Source organism: Rhodococcus sp. RS1C4 (assembly GCF_002258225.1).
GTDB lineage: Bacteria > Actinomycetota > Actinomycetes > Mycobacteriales > Mycobacteriaceae > Rhodococcoides > Rhodococcoides fascians_E.
Window position 1 is genome coordinate 54,920 of sequence record NZ_NOXZ01000014.1, and the last position, 21,906, is coordinate 76,825.

19 protein-coding genes are annotated in these 21,906 nt (G+C 63.1%); 12 read left to right on the forward strand and 7 right to left on the reverse strand.

The window, feature by feature from the left end:
* Positions 1–32 precede the first annotated feature (32 nt).
* Positions 33–617 carry a sugar transferase gene (locus tag CH289_RS05475; RefSeq protein ID WP_020110663.1) on the reverse strand — a complete coding sequence of 195 codons (585 nt, stop codon included), beginning with the start codon at positions 615–617 and terminating at the stop codon, positions 33–35.
* Positions 618–843: 226 nt separating this feature from the next.
* On the opposite strand from CH289_RS05475, the gene CH289_RS05480 reads away from it, so the two are divergent.
* The 5 genes from CH289_RS05480 to CH289_RS05500 all read left to right on the forward strand — a co-directional run bounded on the left by CH289_RS05480 (position 844) and on the right by CH289_RS05500 (position 4,796).
* Positions 844–2,619: a DUF4012 domain-containing protein gene (locus CH289_RS05480; RefSeq protein WP_094727513.1), complete on the forward strand. Its 1,776-nt coding sequence runs from the start codon at positions 844–846 to the stop codon at positions 2,617–2,619.
* Between the two features lie 139 nt (positions 2,620–2,758).
* Complete coding sequence (locus CH289_RS05485; RefSeq protein WP_026347577.1) at positions 2,759–3,322, forward strand: hypothetical protein; 564 nt, start codon at positions 2,759–2,761, stop codon at positions 3,320–3,322.
* Between the two features lie 52 nt (positions 3,323–3,374).
* Positions 3,375–3,740 (forward strand): hypothetical protein, encoded by a 366-nt coding sequence (locus tag CH289_RS05490; protein WP_037184456.1) that lies wholly within the window; start codon positions 3,375–3,377, stop codon positions 3,738–3,740.
* A 43-nt stretch (positions 3,741–3,783) separates the two neighbouring features.
* Entirely contained in the window at positions 3,784–4,113 is a 330-nt protein-coding gene (locus tag CH289_RS05495) for an ArsR/SmtB family transcription factor (protein WP_033189070.1), read from the forward strand.
* A complete protein-coding gene (locus CH289_RS05500) occupies positions 4,113–4,796 on the forward strand; it encodes a cation transporter (RefSeq protein ID WP_037140162.1) in 684 nt (227 codons plus the stop codon). The genes CH289_RS05495 and CH289_RS05500 overlap by 1 nt, the downstream gene beginning before the upstream one ends.
* 6 nt (positions 4,797–4,802) lie before the next feature.
* Here CH289_RS05500 and CH289_RS05505 read toward each other — a convergent pair whose 3' ends face one another.
* Positions 4,803–5,747, reverse strand: coding sequence for a glycoside hydrolase family 26 protein (locus tag CH289_RS05505; protein ID WP_157773149.1), 945 nt, complete (start codon positions 5,745–5,747; stop codon positions 4,803–4,805).
* Positions 5,748–5,899: 152 nt separating this feature from the next.
* On the opposite strand from CH289_RS05505, the gene CH289_RS05510 reads away from it, so the two are divergent.
* Positions 5,900–9,040, forward strand: a complete 3,141-nt coding sequence (locus CH289_RS05510) for a glycosyltransferase family 2 protein (protein WP_094727514.1) — start codon at positions 5,900–5,902, stop codon at positions 9,038–9,040.
* A complete protein-coding gene (locus CH289_RS05515) occupies positions 9,037–9,768 on the forward strand; it encodes a polyprenol monophosphomannose synthase (RefSeq protein ID WP_019663948.1) in 732 nt (243 codons plus the stop codon). Before CH289_RS05510 ends, CH289_RS05515 begins: the two co-directional genes overlap by 4 nt.
* Here CH289_RS05515 and CH289_RS05520 read toward each other — a convergent pair.
* Entirely contained in the window at positions 9,746–11,155 is a 1,410-nt protein-coding gene (locus tag CH289_RS05520) for a GntP family permease (protein WP_094654221.1), read from the reverse strand. The two genes, CH289_RS05515 and CH289_RS05520, sit on opposite strands and share 23 nt — an antisense overlap.
* 204 nt (positions 11,156–11,359) lie before the next feature.
* Between CH289_RS05520 and CH289_RS05525 the strand changes: the two genes are divergently transcribed.
* The 5 genes from CH289_RS05525 (at position 11,360) to CH289_RS05545 (ending at position 16,620) form a co-directional block, all read left to right on the forward strand.
* Entirely contained in the window at positions 11,360–12,580 is a 1,221-nt protein-coding gene (locus CH289_RS05525; RefSeq protein ID WP_094727515.1) for a CaiB/BaiF CoA transferase family protein, read from the forward strand.
* Positions 12,580–13,524, forward strand: a complete 945-nt coding sequence (locus tag CH289_RS05530; protein ID WP_094727516.1) for a beta/alpha barrel domain-containing protein — start codon at positions 12,580–12,582, stop codon at positions 13,522–13,524. Before CH289_RS05525 ends, CH289_RS05530 begins: the two co-directional genes overlap by 1 nt.
* Before the next feature lie 19 nt (positions 13,525–13,543).
* Entirely contained in the window at positions 13,544–14,185 is a 642-nt protein-coding gene (locus tag CH289_RS05535) for a GntR family transcriptional regulator (RefSeq protein WP_094727517.1), read from the forward strand.
* Between the two features lie 40 nt (positions 14,186–14,225).
* Positions 14,226–15,110 carry a TolB family protein gene (locus tag CH289_RS05540; RefSeq protein ID WP_094727518.1) on the forward strand — a complete coding sequence of 295 codons (885 nt, stop codon included), beginning with the start codon at positions 14,226–14,228 and terminating at the stop codon, positions 15,108–15,110.
* A 373-nt stretch (positions 15,111–15,483) separates the two neighbouring features.
* The gene (locus CH289_RS05545) at positions 15,484–16,620 is read left to right on the forward strand and encodes a glycosyltransferase (protein WP_306427513.1); all 1,137 of its coding nucleotides are present in this window, start codon (positions 15,484–15,486) and stop codon (positions 16,618–16,620) included.
* A 1-nt stretch (position 16,621) separates the two neighbouring features.
* Here the strand turns inward: CH289_RS05545 and CH289_RS05550 are convergent, their stop codons facing one another.
* Genes CH289_RS05550 through CH289_RS05560 form a run of 4 tightly spaced genes read right to left on the reverse strand, consistent with a single transcriptional unit; the run spans position 16,622 to position 21,837 of the window.
* Positions 16,622–17,617 carry a glycosyltransferase family 2 protein gene (locus tag CH289_RS05550; protein ID WP_037158554.1) on the reverse strand — a complete coding sequence of 332 codons (996 nt, stop codon included), beginning with the start codon at positions 17,615–17,617 and terminating at the stop codon, positions 16,622–16,624.
* On the reverse strand, positions 17,614–19,377 hold the full coding sequence (locus CH289_RS05555; RefSeq protein ID WP_179275368.1) for a glycosyltransferase: 1,764 nt from the start codon (positions 19,375–19,377) through the stop codon (positions 17,614–17,616). The genes CH289_RS05550 and CH289_RS05555 overlap by 4 nt, the downstream gene beginning before the upstream one ends.
* A complete protein-coding gene (locus CH289_RS28175) occupies positions 19,374–20,618 on the reverse strand; it encodes a hypothetical protein (RefSeq protein ID WP_179276740.1) in 1,245 nt (414 codons plus the stop codon). Before CH289_RS28175 ends, CH289_RS05555 begins: the two co-directional genes overlap by 4 nt.
* Positions 20,605–21,837 (reverse strand): hypothetical protein, encoded by a 1,233-nt coding sequence (locus CH289_RS05560; protein WP_094727520.1) that lies wholly within the window; start codon positions 21,835–21,837, stop codon positions 20,605–20,607. Before CH289_RS05560 ends, CH289_RS28175 begins: the two co-directional genes overlap by 14 nt.
* Positions 21,838–21,906: the final 69 nt, after the last annotated feature.

Genomic DNA, 21,906 nt, shown 5'->3' on the forward strand with positions numbered 1-21,906 from the left:
TTGCTTGTTTTTCGACGGGAAATCACACGAGGTCAGGTCGTTTTCCAGCCGTAACGAACCGCGCCGGCCGTCAGGATCAAGATGCGGATATCACGGAAAAGCGACCAGGACTCCACATACGTCCTGTCGAGCGAGTGAATGTCCTGCGGTGTCAGTTCGGTCCGGGGAGTGAGCATCCAGAGTCCGGTCATGCCCGGGCGCAGCCGAACCTCGATCGGCAGCTGCGACTGTGATGTCCGTACCGGCCGGGGCCGTGGACCGACAAGGCTCATGTCTCCGCGCAGTACGTTGAGCAGCTCAGGCAGGTGGATCAGACCGTACTTGACCAGCGGCCGGGTCTTCCGCTGGTCAGCCGGGGCAGAGAAGTTGAGCAGGTCGAACGCCTCACCGCCGAGACCGAGCCGGGGCAGCGTGGTCACCGGAGCCTTCGAGGGACCGGTGACCTTGGCGTAGACCCAGCAGCACACGAACACCGGAGCGAGCACCGCGAGAGTGCCTGCGGCGACGATCTTGTCGAACACTTCCTTGGTTGTTGCATCCCACGAACCGAGCGCTACAACTCCCGCATTCGAATGTGACGGGTCACCGCCACTTCGACCCAGTCGGTCGCCCTGCACCGATTCTTCACCCCAACTCGTACGTCTGCCGAAACTCGACTCGAATGTCGTATGTAAGCACCATCACGTTACGATCACGCTAACGCGTTGGCCTTTCCTCGGTTTCGCGCATTGTTTCGATTGCTTGAAATGTCATTCACGTGAATTAATCGCTACTCTTCCAGAGCATCGTCACATTTTTCAGGGTGTGACGCTCACCGACCTAGCCCACAGGAGTTCTGGCGACATGACGACCGGTACCGAGACCCGCTCATCGTCACGTGGACGCAAGAAGCGCCCGATTCTGTGGGCCGTCGTGATCGTCCTCGTGCTCCTCGTCGCGTTCGTGGCATGGCTGGCGTACGAGGCCGTGACAGCGAAGTCCAACCTCGAGACGACGCGCGACGCCGCCAACAAAGCCAAGGATTCTCTGCTCGACGGTGATGTAGCCGGTGCGCAGGCCGCAGCGGCGGAGGCGTCGGACTCCGCGAAGAAGGCACAGGACGCCGCGTCGTCGATTCCGTTCTCCGTCGCGGGAGCGATCCCCTACCTGGGCAGCCCGCTCGCGACGGTGTCCGATATCGCCGACGTCGTGCACGGTCTCGCCGTGGACGTGCTGGAACCGGCGTCCGCTGCGAGCGAAAGTATTTCACCCAACAGCGTCATCGAGGGCGGCGGGCGAGTGAACCTGCAGGCGTTGACGGATGCCGAGCCGGTTCTCGCCGAGACGTCCGCCGCTGCGGAGGATCTGTACGCCCAGGCTCAGGCGATCGAGGATCCGGCGTTTCTCGGAGTGGTGCAGGACGCCAGGGTCCAGCTCGAGAACCAGACGCACGATCTTGCCGGATTGCTCACCAATACCTACACCGCGAGCCGCTTGGTTCCGTCGATGATGGGTGCTGACGGACCGCGCTCGTACTTCATGGCGTTCCAGACCAACGCCGAGGCACGCGGAACCGGCGGTCTTCTGGGCGGTTTCGGCATCATCAGGGCAGACAACGGCACCGCTCGCGTGGATACCCTGGGCGCCAACAACGAGTTGGAGTTCGCCGAGCAGCCGATCGATCTCGGGTCGGAGTACAACGCGCTCTGGGCGCCGCGCAACACCACCGTCGACTTCCGCAATTCCAATGCGAGCCCGAACTTCCCGTACGCGGGACAGATCTGGTCGTCGATGTGGACGGAGCAGACCGGTGAGCAGTTGAACGGTGCCATCGCGACCGATCCGATTGCTCTGAGTTACATCCTCGACGCCACCGGACCCATCAGTCTGGCCGACGGCGAGGTGATTTCCGGAGACAACGTCGTCGAGGTGACACTGTCCACCGCGTACGCGCGCTTCGGGGACGATCAGATCGCACGCAAGGCGTACCTGCAGGAGATCGCAGCGACCGTCGTGGCCAAGATGACGACGGGCGTGGCGCCGACACGCCAGCTGCTCGACGCCGTCGGCCGCGCCGGAAGCGAAGGCCGCATCTCGGTATGGAGCGCGGACCCGGCTGAGCAAGAAATTCTGGCTGCGACCAAGATCGGCCATGCACTGCCGACCGAACCTGTCCCGTATGCCAATGTGATCGTCAACAACGCCGGCGGCAACAAGCTGGATTATTACCTGGCCCGCGACATCACCTACACCGCGGAAAGCTGCAACGGTCCCACCCGGAAGTCGACTGTCACAGCGACATTGACCAACACCGTGGATCCGAACGGTCTGACGCAGTACGTCGCCAGCACCTTCCAGCCGGGCGTTCCGTACGGCACCAACGAGTCCATCGTCTACCTGTACGCAACCCAGGGCGCCAAGATCCTCTCCACGAAGGTCGACGGGCTCAGCGCCTTCGCCGTTCAGGGCGGCGTCGAACTCGGCCACCCCGTACAAGCTGCCTACGTCACCATCCCGCCGGGTGAATCCTCGACAGTGACATGGGAAGTCGAGGAGCCCACCGTTCCGGGCGAAGCGTTGGTTCCCACGCAGCCTCTCGTCGACGACCCCAGCATCACCGTCGACGTCCCCACCTGCTGACCCCGGAATGCCCCATGGTTTCCGTGTCGTTCGTTCGTATGTAATCCGATTGCCGGATACCCGTTCCGCTCGCCCCCTGTAAGCATTGATTCGACCGATGACACTCATTGTCGTTCGAAACTACGTGTGCGGAGCAAACATGTTGAGCAATAGACTGATCCGACGTTCCATCGCTGTGTCTGCGACACTCGGCGCCGCTCTTCTCCTCGCGCCTGGCGGTGTGTCCGCGCAGCCGTCGGTCGGGAGCGCCGACGGAGCCATCAGCGGCGGCAGCGCAATTCTGGACAGCGGTAGCAGCGTTCTGAACGGGAACATCGTCGACGGAGTGACCGGCATCGTCAACGGCGGCAGCTCGATCCTCAACAGCCTTCCGGGGACCGGGTCGTTCGCTCCGCGCCAGCCGTGCAACCAGGGCACGGTCTCCGGTGGTCCTGGCGTGACCCAGACCAATCACGACTTGGGACGGCCCGGGCCTGCGTCGTTCGTGATCAACTACGAGACCGAGAGCGTTCCCGACGTCATCGAGGTGTTCTACCAGGGCGGCCTGGTTCAGAGCATCGGCCCCGTGGGTGACAACATCAACGAGGGCACCGGTTCCGCCGTCGTCGCTCTTCCGCCCGGTGGCGACACGTCCGTTCTGGTGAAGGTGACGGGCCCTGCGGACACCATCTGGGAGTACACCGTGAACTGCCCCTTCGCCTGATCAGCGGTTCGGCGCGTGCATCGACGGCGCCACTCGTGTGAAGCTGGGTCCCATGGGAACGCGAAGATGGTTCGACAACACATTCGCCGACACGTGGGGCCCAGTTCTGATGTTGGCACTGCTGGCCGTGATCGGTCCCGGCGTGATCGACAGCGCGCTCGACGAGCGGTCGCCCTGGCAGATCTTCCTCGTCCTGGCGTGGGCACTGCTCGTCGTCGTCCAGGTGACGGAGCTGATTCGTCGACGCACCCACCATCCCAGCACTCAGCGGGTCGACCCGGCCACCATTCCGGTCGATGACGTGGCCGACGCGATCTCCGAAGCTCCGTCACGTGTGAAGGCCGTCAAGCTGCTGCGTGAACGTCATCCTGGCCTCGGGTTGAAGGAGGCGGCGGACCTGGTGGACGCCCGCCGATAGTTCAGTATTTCCTGAATACAGATTTCAATGTACAGTCACCGGAATGGACGTCCTGACCCGTGTATCGGTGCTGTCGCGCTTCGGCCATGCCCTGTCGGATGAGACCCGTACGCGGGTACTGCTGGCGCTGAAGGAAGCGCCGGCCTACCCCGCCGAGCTTGCGGCAGACCTGGGCGTGACACGTCAGAAGATGTCGAATCACCTCGCGTGCTTGCGTGGCTGCGGTCTGGTCGTCGCGGTCCCGGATGGCCGGAGAACACGCTACGAGCTGGCCGACGCCAACATCGGGCGGGCTCTGGACGATCTGCTGCAGGTCGTTCTCGCCGTGGATCCCACGTGTTGCCCGGCGTCGACCACCGAGGACTGCTGCTGATGGCCACCGACATCGGACTCCCGGTTCCGAACGCTCGTCGACGGGCAGTGCTGTCCAGGCGTATTCGGTGGTTCGTGGCGGCGACGATTGCCTACAACGTCGTCGAGGCGGTCATCGCCATTTCCGAGGGTGCCCGGGTGTCTTCGACGGCACTGATCGGGTTCGGTTTGGACTCGATCATCGAGGTCTCGTCCGCGGCCGCGGTTGCGTGGCAGTTCTCGGCCTCGGATCCGGAGTCGAGGGAGAAGGTCGCGCTCCGCATCATTGCGTTCTCGTTCTTCGGGCTCGCGCTCTACGTCACGGTGGATGCCGTCCGGACACTCTTCGGAGCCGCCGATGCCGAACACTCGTCCATCGGAATTGCGCTCGCGGCAGTGAGTTTGGCCATCATGCCTGCACTGTCCTGGGCTCAGCGACGTGCAGGCCGAGAGCTCGGGTCGGCGAGCGCGGTAGCGGACTCCAAACAAACACTGTTGTGCACTTACCTGTCGGCCGTCCTGCTGGTCGGGCTCCTGCTCAACAGCCTCTTCGGGTGGGCCTGGGCCGATCCGATCGCGGCACTGGTGATCGCCGGCCTGGCCGTCAAGGAAGGGCTGAACGCGTGGAAGGGCGACACCTGCTGCGCGACGCCGGTATCCGCGCAAGCCTCGGCCGGAGCCGATCACTGCGACTGCTGCGACTGACCCGCATCACCATTCCCTCAGCGCTGCTCGGGCGGAATCCAGTGCCGATTGCGGACTTTCGAGCAACCAGTTGGCTTCGCCTGGTTTGTCGAAGTCGAACCACAGCAGCCCCGAGACGCGGGTGGTGCCGAGGTAGGCGAAGAGGTCGGTGATCCATTGCGCTTTGTCTCCCAGGGCATCTCCGCTGCCGGTTTCGTAGATCCACACAGGCTTGGAGGGTGCCACCGAGTTCGCGGTAGCGATGGCGTCGGCGAAGAGGTTGTCCGGGGTCTGCCAGTACGTCCCTTCACCCCCGCCGTTGTATCCGTCGATTCCCACGAGGTCGACGTAGAGGTCGCCGGGGTAGGTCTGCGCAGCGATGTCCAGCCCTCCTGGGCGGTCGCTGCTGGCGTCGTAGGACCACACCCATTGCACTTTGCTGGCTCCGGCTTGGAGAAAGATGTCGTGCACCCGGCGGTAGGCGGCGACGTAGTCCTCGGCGGTCGAGCGTGAACCGTCCACCGACCACGGGTACCAGTTGCCGTTCATTTCGTGTCCGAACCTCAGCTGCATCGGCTGGTCGAACTCGGCGGCACTTCTCGCCCATCCGGTGATGTACTCGTCGAACTCCCCCGCTGCGATCCGCGCGGGCCGGAATCGTTCCTGATACTCGCCTTCGTCGGGATGCCACGGCTCCCACGTGACGGCAGGGATGGCTCCTCGGTCGTGGATGTCGTACAGGGTGTCGAGCGCGAGTGGGCGCTCCCAGGCCCACGCCTCGAAGTAGTTGATCACTTCCGGGGACCGGTCGAGCGCATCCCCGGTCGTGAACGCCGTCGCGACACCCGAGTTCTCGCCTTGCGAGGACAGGCCGAACGTTCGCGGTGGCGTGTCCGCGGTGGCCGCACAACTTGCCGCTGCGAGCACTGCCGTCGTGACCACAGCCAGGGACGCGAGCGTGAAGCGGGTCATGAGGATCCAATGTGTCGGTCGAACAGCGGACAGGTTTCGAAAAGCGGTCAAACCAAACTCGAGGTAGGTTTCAGGAAGTCGGGTGTCACTCAGGTCAGCGTCGACCATCTTTCTTCCTCTGCGATCGAAACTACAACAGTCGATTGGCCTCCATGACATCTACATACGAGGACCGGATTGCGATTGCATCCCGGTCCGTCGACCCAGCGCTCGTGTCCCCTCCTACCGATCCAGGTTTGCCGTCGCCGCCGACGGACGTCGAACGTGATTCCTATCTCCAGAGTGAAAATCGTTGGATTCCTTTGGCTTCCACGTTCGGCGGTTTTCTCACGACGGTCAGCTTGCTGTATCTCGTCCAGGGCCAGATGTGGGCCATACCCCTGCTGATACCCCTTGCCATCACGACGACGGCGATGGTCGTCTCCCTGCTCACGTCCGTGCAACCGCGTCGAGACACCTTGGCCGGACACATCGCACGCGTGCGTTCCTACGCGCCGGTTCACTATCCGAGTGTCGATGTGTTCCTTCCCAGCGCCGGGGAAGACATTGCTGTGCTGCACAACACGTTCTGGCATGTCAGCCGGTTGGATTGGTCCGGCGAGATCACCGTGTACGTGCTGGACGACTCGGACCGAGGCAGTGTCCGCGAGCTGGCGGAGACCTTCGGCTACGAGTACCGAGTGCGCCCCAACCGTGGATTCCTCAAGAAGGCAGGCAATCTGCGGTTCGGTTTCGACGAGTCCCACGGAGAGTTCATCACCATCTTCGACGCAGATTTCGTGCCCCGGCCGGACTATCTGCACGAGCTCATGCCGTACACCACCGAGGACGACGTGGCGATCGTGCAGAGTCCGCAGTTCTTCGACACCACGCACCGAATGAACTGGATGGAGTACGCCGCGGGCGCCACACAAGTCCTGTTCTACCGCTGGATCCAGGCCGCGCGGGACAAGAGCGACGCGTCCATCTGCGTCGGCACCTGCGCCGTCTACCGCCGGAGTGCGCTGGAGCTCGGCGGTGGATTCTCGGCGATCGAACACAGCGAGGACGTCTACACGGGCGTCGACCTCATGCGCGTCGGGTTCCGGACGCGGTACGTCCCCGTCGTGGTGTCCAAGGGCTTGTGCCCGGAGACTCTGGACCAGTTCGCCAACCAGCAGTACCGCTGGGCCAACGGATCCATGAGCTTGCTGAAGTCACGCGATTTCCACAAGATGCCGTTCACGCTTCGTCAGCGACTGTGCTTCTGGTCCGGGTTCCTGTACTACATCGACACCGCGGTGAACGTGTATGTCATTGCGCTGCCGCCGATTCTGATGGCGTTCCTCGCGCCCGACGACGTGTCGATCAACAACTACCTGTTCGTGTTCCTGGCCATGGTGGTGCGCTTCGCGCTGGTACCGGTCATCACCATGGGCCGCGAGAGCACCCTCGGACTCGATCGCGTTCAGGCCTTCTACTCCTACATCCACTCCCTCGCGGTCGTCGACGTCATGCGCGGACGTACCGATGCCTGGCAGGCCACCGGAATCAAGACGCGATCGACCACCGCGAGGCGCGTCAAACGCGTCATGACGTCCTGGTTGGTCCTGGTGCAGGTGCTGATGTGGGTGGGCATCTTCTGGCGGGCACCGCAGTACGGGTGGTCCAACTACGCTCCGATGATCGGTTTCGCTGTCTTCAACCTGATCGTCGTCTATCCGTTGATGTTCTGGCGCACGGAGTTCCCGTCGTTGCTGGATCCGATGACGCTCCGCCGCAGACTGTTTCGCTCGGAGGTCATGACCTTCACACAGCCACCGTCGTCGGAGAGAGTGCCGGAGCGTCGACGCAGGATCCGCATCGAGTGGTCGGCGTCCGCGGCATGGCCGTGGCTGCTCGTCATGGCCGTCGTCTCGGCGGTTCTTTCGCTGCGGCCGGGTTCCAACAACACCGCGTTCCAGGACGAGGGGCTGTACCTGTTCATCGGTCATCGCATGCTCGAGCACGTCGCCGACGGTGCCACCGTGACCGAGTACCCGGGCGGCTATCTGTCGGGCGCGCCGGGGCTGTTCCCGGTGTTGGGTGCGCTCGCCGATACGGTCGGCGGTCTGGAAGCGGCGCGGCTGGTCAGCTTGTTGTTCACCTGGGTTGCCATCGTCGCCGTCTACGGAATAGGTAACCGCTTGTTCGGCACGCTGGCAGGACTGTTGGGGGCTGCCGCATTCACGTTGTCGGGATCGGTGATCTTCGTGTCCCACATGGCGACGTTCGACGCGATGGCCATGAGCCTCGTCGCCGTCGCGCTCTGGCTCACTGTACGCAGTGCTCAACAGAATTCGCTGTTGTGGGCTCCGGTCATCGGCGCGATCCTCGCTCTCGCGTTCCTGACGAAGTATGCGACGGCGGTCTATGCGCCCGGCGTCGCGGTGATCGGCATGATTCTGGCGTGGCCGAGCATCCGCTGGGGTGCGGCGCGTCAGGCTCTGCTCATGCTCGCGTCGGGCACGGCGACGGCCTTTTTCATCCTGGTCTTCTGGGCTCAGGATCTCATTCCGGGAATCATGTCGACGACGACCAACCGGACGCCCATTTCCCCCGCGTCGGCATCACTGCTGTCGACGAACGTCGCGACGTGGGTCGGCGCGATCCTTCTCCTGGCGCTGGTGGGCGCGGCGACGCAGTACCGACGGTGGCCGATCGGGCTCGTCATGTTGGCTTTCTCGGTCATCGGGCCGGCCCAGCAGATTCGGATCGGCGAGGAGACGTCGCTCTCCAAGCACGTCGCTTTCGGTCTGGTCTTCGCCGCGCCTCTGGCGGGTGCTCTGTTGGCGTGGTTGATCATTCGAGCCAAGTGGGTCGGCATACCGGTGGCCGGTGCGGTTCTGGTGATGCAGTCGGTACTCGGGTTCACTCAGTCTCAGCAGTTCTTGACGACATGGGTCGACGACACCGCCATGGTCGCGGCACTTCGCGTCGAGATCGCTGCGTCTCCGGGGAAAGCGATTCTGGGCGAGGAACCTTCTGCTCAGCGTTACGCCCTGCGCGGTGAGGTGGAGCCGATTCTGTGGACGGACACCTTTGCGCTCGGTTACGGCAACAAGACCGGGATGCCGGCGTACCGCGAGGCGATCGACCAGTCCCACTTCGGCACGATCTACCTCAACCTCAACACCGAGAACGGCAAGCAGATCAACGAATATCTCACGACGGCGGAGACTCCGTATCGTCTGTCCAATCGAGTCCCCTTCACCCGCTACGACGAGTTCGCCGGCTACTACCTCGTCTGGACCCCGAAGGTGTTGGAACGGTGACACATCACTTCGCCGGCGTGCTCGTGTGCGTGCCCACCTACAACGAGTCCAGCAACATCGAGTCGCTGGTCCACCGCACACTCGCTGCGGTGCCCGGTGCATCGATTCTGGTGATCGACGATTCGAGCCCGGACGGAACCGGGGATATCGCCGACGCGTTGGCCGCGGAACACCCGTGCATCTCGGTGCTGCACAGGCCCGCGAAATCGGGCCTCGCGACGGCGTATCTCGATGCGTTCCGCATCGGACTCGAACGGGGGTTCACTCGTCTGGTGGAGATGGACGCCGACGGTAGCCATGCTCCCGAGCATCTGCCGGCGATGATCCAGGCATCGGGCGAGCCGGGCGTCGGCCTGGTCATCGGCTCTCGGTACGTCGCCGGCGGGCGTACCGAGGGCTGGCCGTGGACCCGGAAGGTCCTCTCGCGGGCCGGGAACAGCTATGTCCGTCTACTGACGCCTCTGAGAGTTCGCGACGCGACCGCGGGTTACCGGGTCTTCACCGCTGACGCCCTGACGTCGATGGACTTGGATTCGGTGACGTCGAAGGGATACAGCTTCCAGGTGGAGATGGCGTTGATCGTGCATCGGGCGGGTCTGGGTATCACCGAGGTGCCCATCACCTTCCGTGAACGAGAACTCGGCACGAGCAAGATGAGCCGTGCAGTGATCCTCGAAGCACTCTGGCGGACGACTGTCTGGGGTGCTACACCACGGTCGACACGATGAGGATGAGCACCAAGGAGACGACGGAGCAGATCGACGGGCCGAGGGTGTAGGTCTTGAGGGTTCCGCGGACGGACAACCCGTAGACGGACTTGAACAACCAGAATCCGTTGGCGTTCGGTAGACCTCCGAAGAGAGCGCCCGCGAGCGCGGCCAGTGCGAGAAGCATTGCGCCGCTGGGGCTTGCTGCGGCGACGACGGGTCCGAGAATGCCGACTGCTGTCATTGCGCCGAGGGTGATGGATCCGACGGCAGCGTGCAGGATGGCCGCGATGATCCAGGCAACCAGGATGGGTGCGCCGCCGCTCGCTCCGAACATGTCCGTCAGTTGGTCACCCACACCGGAACCGTTGACGAGGGCAGCGAATCCTCCGCCCACGCCGGTGAGAATGAGGATCGAGCCGCTGGTACGCATTCCGTTCCCGACTGCGGCCGATACTTTCTCGACTCCGAGGTAGCGACGCGCCAGGACATACGCGAGGCAGACCCCGACGAACAGTGCGAAGCTGACGTTGCCGAGCGCGTCCGTCACCGGGCCCTCCACTCCGAACACCGCCAGGAACGCACCGGTGAGCATCAGGCCGACGGCGACGATCAGCGGGCTGGCAAGGAGCAACAGCGGAGGCACCGAGTCCTTCGGCCGTGTCGCTGTCACCGTCCCGGTGCGCTTCCCTCGAGTTGAGCCACCTTCGGAGGAGTCGGATTCAGCGGTGGCCGAATTGTTCTCGGCCCCGACTGCAACCGCCTCACCCAGGCTCTCCGATTCGTCACGCGCTTCGTCCCACAGTCCGATACGGATGAGGGTCGAGTACACGGCAACGGTCACGACGATGGCCACGATTCCGAGGGGTAGCGCGTAGAGAAGGGCGGTTCCGATCGGGATGCCCAGGATGCCGACCACCGCCATCAGTGCGGTGCCCGGCACGACGAAGACGAGGCCGGCTGTGATGCCGGTGATCGCGACGCCCGACAGCAGACCGTGCCCGTTCTTCCCCAGCTTGCTCGAGGCGTGTCGGGTGAGCGGGCCGGACAGGACGATGAGCACGTCGGCGAACACCGATGCGAGAACAACTCCGAGCGAGAGTCCATGCGCGTAGGGCAACCCTCGTCGCCCGAAGATTCGCAGCATCCCCTCGGCCACCCGTTGAGGAACGCCGAGTGCCTCCACCAGCGCTCCCAGCAGTACGCCGAACGCGATGAACAGCCCGATCTCGGTCATCACCGAGCCGAAGCCCTCGACCATCTCGGTCGTCGTACCGGCGAATCCCTGCCCGGTCGCGATTCCCAGATATCCGCCGCCCAGGACCAGCGCGATCACCGGCTCGATCTTGAAGGCCACGATGATGGCAACCACTCCGACAACGCTGATGGCGATGTGGACCAGCGACATTGATTCCATTGAGCGGGTGCCCTTCTCGTGTCCGAACCGTGCGGCGATCGACGGCCCGCGAGCGAACCTCGATCACTTCGGCACGCTATGTGTCCTGCATCACCAAAGTCAAGCGTTTGTATACATTTCTGTGCTTATGTAGCCTTCAGACACCTCTTGAACCACTGAATGCATACATACTCGCTCACAGAACGGACAGCGCTCATGACGGAACAGCCCCGATCCGACGGTTCGGCCGGCCCCTTGGCCGGGCTGCGAGTGATAGAGATGGGCCAGCTCATCGCCGGCCCGTTCTGCGGCCAAATACTCGGCGACCTCGGTGCCGAGGTCGTCAAGTTGGAACAACCGGGAAGCGGTGATCCGATGCGTGCGTGGGGACGCACGCTCCCCAAGGGCGAGTCCATGTGGTGGTCCGTCGTCGGTCGCAACAAGCAGTCGGTCACCGTCGACTTGCGCACCACGGAGGGACAATCGATCGCGAAGCGCCTCATCCGGAATGCCGATATCGTCGTCGAGAATTTCCGTCCGGGCACGCTGGAACGCTGGGGACTGGGGTACGAACAGTTGTCCGAGCTCAACCCGAGCGTGATTCTGACGCGGGTGTCGGGTTTCGGTCAGACAGGCCCGTATTCGTCACGGGCCGGGTACGGAGCGATCGGTGAGGCCATGGGTGGGCTCCGGTACGTCGTCGGCGATCCGTCCACTCCTCCGTCGCGAGTGGGCATTTCGATAGGCGACACGCTTGCTGCTTTGTTCGCGGCCATCGGGACTCTGGGAGCGGTGTTCGAGCGCACCCGCAGCGGCCGTGGCCAGGTGGTGGACTCCGCGATCTACGAAGCCGTGCTCGGCGTGATGGAATCCCTTGTTCCCGAGTGGGTTATCGCCAACTACCAGCGCGAACGGAGCGGCGCGATCCTGCCGAACGTGGCGCCGAGCAACGTGTACCCGACCAAGGAAGGTGCGTGGATTCTGATTGCCGCCAACCAGGACACCGTCTTCGCTCGACTCGCCGAGGCCATGGGCCAACCAGAACTGGCCGTGGACGAGCGCTTCGCCACTCACACTGCGCGCGGTGAGCGGCAGCAACAGCTGGACGGCCTCGTCGCCGAGTTCACTGCCGGTCTCGACGCCGCCGAGCTGGAGAAGCTTCTGCACGAGCATGCTGTCCCGTCCGGCAAGATCTATCGGCCGTCGGACATGCTCGAAGACGAGCAATTCATCGCTCGCCGCAGCATCATCGAGACCGAGCACCCGGTGCTGGGCTCGGTTCCGATGCAGAACACCTTCCCCCGTTTCAGCCGCACCGATGGCAGTGTGCGTTGGCCAGGTCCGAGTTTGGGGGAACACACCACCGAGGTTCTGCACCGCCTGGGCGGGTACACCGAGGACGAGGTCGCGCACTTCGCGGGTCAGGGCACCGTGTGATGATCGGCCGCGACTTACCGAGCAGTGCAACGGTTGTGGACGTCGGCCTACGGGACGGCCTCCAAGCCGTCGAGAACGTCCTCGACACGGACGCCAAACTGGAGATCCTGAACGGGTTGTTGGCGTCGGGCTTCACGACCCTGGAGATCACCTCCTTCGCTCACCCGCGCGTGCTCCCCCAGTTCGCCGATGCAGAGCAGGTGATCGCAGGCGCGCCGAGGACTCCCGGCGTCACCTACAAGGCGCTGGTGCCAAATTTCAAGGGTGCGCTGCGCGCACTCGAGACGAAGATCGACGAGATCGTCATGGTCGTCCCGGTCGATCCGGAGACCGCTCGACGCAACCAGAACGCAACTCCCGACCAGTTGCTGGCGGCGCTGGCCCAGGTGGTCGACCACGCGCATGCGTCGGGCAAGAAAGTCACTGCTGCCGTGGCTACGGCGTTCTTCGCTACCTGCCGGGGACCGATCCCGAACAACGAACTGAAAGACGCTCTTCGACGGGTGATCGACGCCGGCGTCGACTCGCTGTATCTCGCCGGCACCAGTGGAATGGAGATCCCGTCGGAGTTCGAGAACGGTATCGCCCTCGCCAAGTCGCTGGCACCGGACATCCCGGTCGGTGTGCATCTGCACAACCGAAACGGGTTCGGTCCGATCAACGCCCTTGCAGCGCTGGCCGCGGGCGCCGACTGGCTGGAGGCGTCTTTCGGGGGTCTCGGCGGAGACATGTGGTTCCCGGGTGACAAATCCGTCCTGGGGAACGCACCCATGGAGGATGTGCTGAACCTGCTGCACAGCATGGGCGTCGCCACCGGCATCGACTTGGACCGCTATCTCGACGTGGTCCGGTACTCGGAGAAGGTCACCGGAACCGATTCGTACTCGTTTCTGTCCCGTGGTGGTACACGGGACGACGTGGCTCGTACACAATGGTTGGACTGACGCGCAAGGAGCCACGCCATTGTCCGAACTCAGCAAGGCCATCTTCGACCTCATCATCAGCGGGCAGTATCAGCCCGGCGAGAAGCTCAGAGAGATCGAACTGGCCGAACGCTTCGGCGTGAGTCGCACCCCGGTGCGGGAGGCCTTGAAGGCGCTTGCAAGCAGCGGCGTCATCACCATCGAACTGAACAAGGGCGCCCGCGTCGTCGAATACTCGCAGGATTCCGTCGAGATGATGTATTCCGCACGCTCGATGATGGAACCGCACGCCGCGCGCCTGGCCTCGGAGAACATGAGCGACGACGACGTGGCACAGCTCCGCACCTTGGCCGACGACATGTATTCCGAGGTGGTGGGCGAATCGAACTTCGCCGCGATCGCGGTTCTGAACAACGCTTTTCACTCGGCGATCCTGGAACGGTGCCCCAATGCTCGAATCGCGGAGATGACGTCCAGCATGCTGAAGCCAGTAGTGGCGTCTCGAACATTCCTCAGCTACAGCGGGCGTCAGTTGATGCGCAGCGCCCTTCATCACCTCGAAATCGTCGACGCCATCGAGGCCCGCGACCCCGAATGGGTCGAATCGATCATGCGCGCCCACATCCGATCCGGGTATCACAGCGCCGTTACCGCCAGCAGGTCTCAGGCAGACGGAACCTGATTCTCGGGCCCACGACGGGGATGTCTGCAAGGATGACCCGATGCGGCTCGGAAGATCGACTGCGGTCCTTGTCGCTGCGTCAGTGTTGCTCGTCGGGTGCTCGGCGGATCCGCCGGCCCCGCCGGCGCCCGTGGTCGTCTCCTTCGACGACGGCGCTGGCCAGGTCTTCGTGATCAATGCCGACGGGACTGGTCTGCGACAGGTCACTCCGACGGTCGCCGACGACATGTCCGACGGGAACTACACCGACGACGCGGTGGTGTCGCCCGACGGCAGACAAGTGGTCTACAGCGTCCGAGGGGGGCTCGTGGCCCGCGACCTCGCGTCGGGTGAGGTTCGCACGTTGCGTGAAGGCGGGGGCCAGCCCGAGTTTTCTCCCGACGGGTCGTTGATCGCGTTCACGAGCGGCGAGAACATCAGCGTGATGAACGCCGACGGCACCGACTTGCGGGTGGTGTCCGACGAGGAGGCGCTGTTCGGGTCGTCGTTCTCCCCCGACGGTTCCCGCCTTCTCTTCGATGTTGCCGGCTACATCCTTGAAGTGCCCACCGCAGGAGGGGAATCGAAGGTGGTTCTACGAGACCAGTTCTGGAATGCGGACCCCGTCGTGTCACCCGACGGATCCACGGTGGTCTTCGCCAGCAACCGCGGCGGTAACAACGGATCGGAGCTCTATTCCATGCCCGTGGGTGGTGGCGAGATCACTCAGCTCACCACAACGTACGCAGTCCATCCGGAGTTCAGCCCGGACGACTCTCGCATCTTCTACACAAGGGCCACAACGCCGTCCGGCGAACTCGTCACCGACGTCAGCCTGTCGACCGGCTCCGAGCTGACCTCGATGAAGCCCGACGGCTCCGATCAGAAGCGCTTGACTCCCAAGTCCATCACCGGCCAGCACCCCAGCGTCGGCGGGGGACGGTAAAAAGACAGCGACAATGGATCGCGCGTTGACGGCAGAGGGTATGCACCGGAGAACCCTGGCGGAGCGTAGAGACCAGTACTTGTCGTGGGCACGTAAGAACCAAGCATTCTTCGCGTCCGGCGCGTGCCACATCCTCGCCTACGCATGAAGTACGGGATACGGTCACGCGGTACAAAGCATTCGGTCGAATACGGCAGCCTCCCTGTTTATTCGGACATTGCCCCCCATGAACCCCGTACTACATCCGAAAAGCCATAACCTGCGGGAGGATTCGTAGCTTACGTCCAGCAAATCCAATCGCTGTTGCGTAGCATCGGCCGTACAAGCCCGCCGGGCCAGGTCTGTCCGTTATCAACCAAGGCTCATTCGAAGAGTGGGGGCACCTTTGAGTCCGACGGTAGCGATTATCGGTACCCGCGGTTATCCGAGCTTCTACGGTGGATTCGAGACACTCGTTCGCCATCTTGCGCCTTATCTCGTTGAACATGGATGGGATGTCGTTGTCTACGGACGCGAAAGGTCACTCGACTGCAACCCGGCTCACAACGATCCCCGGGTGCGCTCGGTGGTCACGCCAGGGGTCGACAGCAAATCAGCGAGCACGCTGACCTACGGTTTCACATCGGTGCTTCATTCCGCGGCCACGAAGCCGGATGTCACCTTGGTGATGAACGTAGCGAATGGGTTCTGGTTACCGTTGCTGAGATTCAGAGGAATTCCTACCTTGGTCAACGTCGACGGCGTGGAGTGGGAGAGGGAGAAGTGGGGCCGCCTGGCCAAGGCAATCTTCTTCGTCGGGGGTCGACTCACCGCCAAGTTCGCAACGACCTTGATCTACGACTCGCGCGAGTTGGGTGTTCGCTGGCAGGAGCTGTCCGGTCGCGAGGGGGTGTTCATTCCTTACGGTGGCGATCCCCGCAGCGGGGAAGATCCACCCGACGATTTGCCCAAGCGGAAGTACGTGCTCATGGTTGCGCGGTTGGTACCGGAGAACAGCATCGGCCAGTTCCTGGAGGCGGTCGAACTCATCGGATCCCGTTGGGATGTCGTGATAGTCGGATCATCCGGGTATGGCGGTGAGATCGAACGACGCGTTGCGAACATTGTCGAGCGGAATCGAAACGTGCGCTGGTACGGTCACCTCAGCGACGACGCCAAGCTGTTCTCGCTGTGGGAGAACGCGGGTGCCTACTTTCACGGCCACAGCGTAGGTGGAACCAATCCTGCTCTGGTACAGGCGATGGCGTGCGGCGCACCGATCGTCGCTCGCGACACTGTGTACAACCGCGAGGTCCTCGGTGAGACCGCACTGTTCGTCCGGCCGGACGGTAGAAGTATCGCCGACGGCATCGACAGGATGATCAGCGACGTGGACCTGCAGCAATCACTGAGCGACAGCGCCGTGCAGCGCGCGAAAGACTTGTACACCTGGGACCGTGTGTGCCGCGATTATGACGACGCTCTTCGTTCTCACCTCGAGTCCAACGGAATGGCCGGCTCGCAGGAATGATTCACGCTGCTGTGTTGACGTAAATTAGTGTTCGCCCAGCTATCGCGCGAGAGTGCTCGAGAAATCGGCCTGCAGACACTCTGTGTGTCGGGGCATTCCGTCGATCCACTATCGATTGGATCAGAAAGACACAGGCACGCAGGCTCAGGCCACTGGACACGACGACGCCCCACCACAACCGCTGAGCTCGATTGCGTGCAAGGTCAGCTGCATAGAAATCGTAGAGGTTGATCACCCAGGCCGAGTTGGTGTGTGTCGCTTGTTCACTGTTGCTGCTACCCACGAGATGTTGTGCGGTCGCGGCAGGTTGGACCAGAACTTTACCTCCGGCCTTGCCTACACGCCAACAGAACTCGATGTCCTCGGCGTACATGAACCATCTCTCGCAGAGGCCGTCCATCCGACGCCATGTTTCTGCGTCGACCATCAAGCAGGCACCAGTCACCCAATCAGCCTCGAAGGGTGATGATTCGAGATCTTCGGACGGTAGACAGTAGTGTCCTTCCAGCCATTCACGCCCCTCGGCAAGCCTCGACAGACCGAAGTAATGGGTGAACATCCGCCACGACGTAGGCATCCTTCCGGCGGACACCACCCTGACGAGTCCGGAGGAATGCTCGATCATCGGCGCCACCACCCCGCCGCGGGTGCTCGGTACGGCGTCTCGGAGTACCCCTACAGACACGGAGTCGATCACCGCGTCAGGGTTGAGGAGCATGATGTTGTGACCACAGGCTACTGACGCCGCCCTGTTGACCGCCTTGGCGAACCCCAGGTTCTCTGCGCCTCGGATGACGTGGACCGTCGGAAAGCGTTCCAACACAACATCTACGGTCTCGTCGCTCGACGCGTTGTCGTAGACGATCACCTCGATCTCGATCGCTGTGTCACTGTCGATCGCTGTGCCACTGTCGACCACGAGTGCACCGAGACACGCCTCGATGACGTGGGCGCTGTTGTAGGTGACGATCACCGCCGACACGTCAGGCTGTGTCATCCGGGTTTCCTGCTCTTGATGAACTTGGCGGGAACACCCCCGTGTATCTCGTATGCCCCGACGTCCTTGGTCACCACCGAGCCGGCGCCGATGATGGCGCCCTCACCTATCGTCACTCCGCGCGTCACGACGCAACCCGCCCCGAGCCAGGTGTCCGCACCGATCACGGTAGGGGCTCGCAGGTAGCCCTGCCTGTTCATCGCGACGGTCGTATCCGCCGATCCATGATCCTCGCTGAAAATGGAGACGTGCGGCCCTATCAACACGTTCTCGCCGATCGTCACCCCGCCTTGACCCCAGATGACGTTGTACATCCCTACCGCGGTGCCCTTTCCGATGCTCACTCCCACACCGGGTTCCGAGATGACTCCCGACCCGTTGATGGACGACCCCCGACCGACGGTGACAGAGTCGCCGAAGATGATGCCGTGTGCGGAGTGCGCGTCGATGGAGACGCCGTCTCCGAAGACGACACCGCTGCCCACCTGAAGTTTGGCCGCGTTCTTCACCCGAACCCCGCGGCCTCGAAAGTGCACGGCGGGCCCTTTCAGGTAGGGCATGCCGAATACCTGCCCGCGGGCTGCCTGGACCATTCGGCTCCAGACGAAGCCGAGCAACGTTCCGGCTGCAAGGTCTTCGGGTAAGTGACGTTGTCGCAGACGCCAGTAGATCCTGTCGATGACGCTGTGCAGCATGGATTTTCTCCTCGTTGTCTGGACAGCGGTCCGCATTGTGGTGACGACGGAGGCCCAACTGTTGGGCTCGAAGTGCGGAGCCACGTCGGGTCGTGGTTCGTCGAGTATGCGTCGCATGCGGGCACCGATGGCACTTTGATCCGACGGATCCGCGTAGTCGACGTGCCCCGCGAGCACCTCACGAAAAACCGGAATGTCGCTGACAAGAACAGGTGCGCCGAAGTGCAGTGCTTCCAGGGGTGGCAGACCGTACCCCTCTCCGAGCGAGAGATACACGAACAGAGCTGTGTTGGTGTAGAGCCACGACAACTGCGACTCGCCCACGAAGCCTGTGTAGACGATGGATCCGTCCGAGACAGCGGCGGATATGACTGGGTCGGCTACGTCACCGGCTCCGTTTCGCTCACCGACCACGACGTACGGGAAGTCCGGGGTCACAATGCCCGCGGCGAGGGCGCTGCGAAGAGCCATCGCGAGGTTCTTGCGCACGTTCAGTCGGCCCACGGACAGCAGGAAGCCCCGTTCCCGCAGCTTCAGATCGACGGGTGCCGACGGGTCTGCCCGCACCAGCGCCTGCGACAGACCCAGTCCGGTGGGCACGACCCCTTTGAGCGCAGGGTTATGGTGCTCGATCCGGGCGGCTTCGGTTCTCGATGACGTGAACAGCACGTTCGCCAGGCGTGCGTTACGGGGGTAGATGGACAGGTAAGCCAGCTCGAGCCTCGAGAACCATTCGGGATTGGACTGGAACAGAACATCGTGAAGGAACACGGCCGACGTACCTAACAGAGGGGTGAAGTTCTGGGTCACGACACAGTCGAAACCGCGTCTGAACGAGAGCTCGAATCCGTTCTTGAGAGGATGCGTCGGCAGTCGCGTGCGGATCCAACTCAGACCTGCAGCGGTCAGCTCGGCTACCTCGTCCGGTGACGGATCACGCGCCAGCGCAATAACTAACTCGTCGTCCTGGAACTCGGAGCCCCATGCCTCCACCAGGTCGTGAATGATCGTGATGCCGGCAGGCGGGCCTTCGAACCAGTGATAGGCGTCGAACAGGATTCTCATGCCTGGCCTTCCTGCAATGCGGATGGTTCCACGGGTCGCCCGACGCGAGGAAGGACGAGCAGCATCCCGGTGGAGATGATGACCCTCACTCCACTGGTCACGACCAAGGCCACGATGAGCCCTCCCGCCCCTCCGAGCGCCACACCGAGTCCCTGGAAGCCGACGTCGGCGAGAACGGATACGAGGCGAGCCCGGTGGATCACCACGGGCGTCATGAAGAATCGGCACCCGAGCAATGCTGCGTCGAACATCTGGGCGGACAGAATGGCAATGCCGACAGGCACGATATAGGGCACTGCGGCGTTCGGCCCGAGTTCGGCGAACACCGTCGACAGGATTACGCCGCCGACTACACCGCATACCGCGAGTCCGACTGCGACGACGACGTTCCACTTCATGCACGCGGCGGCGGCGGCTCGCGGGCCTACCGCACTGATCCGCGCCACGTGCTTGAAGATCAAGGGCTGAAGACCTTGGATGACGACAAAGGCCGGCGCGAAGACGAGTGCGTACGCGAATCTGATTCCTGCGGTGGCCTCGTCGTCCTGAGCGAGATACAGCAGAAGCGTTGCAATCTGGCTTCCCACACCCAGATACAAGGCTTCCGCGGTCATGCGCCACGCGAACGCGATGCGGGATTCGAAGCCGATGTCAGTGGTTTCGTCACCGCAGAACGCTATGCCCACGGTCAGGATCAGAACCAACCCCACACACCACGTCGTGAGCAGGTAGGCAAAGCCTTGATCGAACCTGAACGCGAGCGACCCGACTACGCCGAACACGACGTAGATTCCGCTCAACATCGCGGCTCTGACGTACCCGCCCCGAATGATGAGTACCTGCCTTGGCAGGTCGGACACCACCAGCAGAGCGGCCAGCGCGCCCAGCACTGCAGCTTGGCCGATGTCACCGCTGCGGCCGACCCAGCCGAACACGATCAGCCCGGCGACGGTGGCGAACAAGCATGCGCCTCGCCATGCCGACCATCGGTCGATCGACGTCTCCGGTGAAACACCGAATCGCGCCGCCGCGACCATCGCGGAGTTCACACCCCATGCCCGTGATGCGCCGACGGCGATGAATCCGATTGCGGCAGCGACGGACAGGGACGCGAACTGATCGACGGGGAGTGCGATGCCTGCTGCAAGATTGAGTGCGAAGAATCCGAGCGACCACATGCCCTGGTCGATCATGCGCAGCACGAAGACACTCTTCGTCGCCATCACGTCAGCGCGGGTCATGTGCCCACCAGTCTTCGGTGAGAGTGGCGCCCATTTCCGCGAACACTCGCTCGAAAAACGAATCGACGTTCATCAGATTCGAATCATCCACCACCGCAAGACAGATGGCGTTCTCCGAGCGCTCGGTGTAGATGTTGAGACCGAGGCCGTCGTCGAAGACACCGGAACAGTAGAGGTGCCGGACTCGTGTGCTGGACCACGGCAGATGTTCGAAGACCGGTGTTCCTTTGACGTGCGAGATCGTAACCTGACGGCCAGGGGTGAAGGGTCCCTTGTTCGATCGGTCCGGAACGAACGGTGGTGGCCGAAAATCACGAACCGCTCCGCGCACGATCGAGCCGAGAGGCGCCGCGGAATCCAATAGGCCTCGTAGTCGATCACTCACGAGTTGGCCGGACCAGCCGTCTTCACGAAGCCTACCGATACTCAACGCAGGCGCGAAGTTTCCGCTGACGAAGCGCTCGGTTCCGATATAACGCCTGCTGTCGACGGACATGTTGACGGCAAGATCGATCGACGGGTCGACCTCAGCGGCAACCGCACGGATGATCGCGACCGTGATGCCCTCGTTGATGGAGATGCGGCGTCCGCCTTCGCCCAGTCGGTCCGCGAACTGCCGAGCCTCGCGCGCATCGATCACCTCGCACCTGGTCACACGCCAAGGAACCTCGGGAAGTGGGGTCGGACGGGGGAGGTTGGGCTGATGTTCCTTGAGTGAGGTCAGTGCGTGACGCAGCATGGACGGCCTGTACAGGCCGGTCCTGAACACGGCCGTGATGAAGGGGAGGAACGCTGCGCGTCTGTCTGTCTCGCGCACGGCGTCGGTACCGGTGATGGCGGCGATGATGTCGCCGATGTACGCGCTGCCTGATATCCCGTCGAACCACACATGCTGCGGCCGGAAGGCGACGTAGCTGTCGGTGAGCGTGATATCCATCGGGAACTCGCACGCCGGCCGAGCGTGCAGTTCGTAGCAGAGGTCACCCATGCTCTTGGCGTCGCTCCGTGAATACACCAGGCGGGCGTTTGCCGTCCGGTCTCCTCGGAGAGCACGGAAACTCGCTGTGCTCCTGTCGATTCGACGCAGGAGCATTCGACCGTTCCGGGAAGTAAGGAACGCCTCCAGCCTTGCATCGGCCGTTTGCGCGTCGGGTAGGTCGAAGGGTCCGTAGATCCGCAGCGATTGCAATTTGACGAAGGACACGTCGCGCGGAGCCATCAGTCTGGTCCGCGGCATCGGAACTCTGGGGACCGTGATCCTGCGGTACCAGGGCGGTGAGGGGACTCC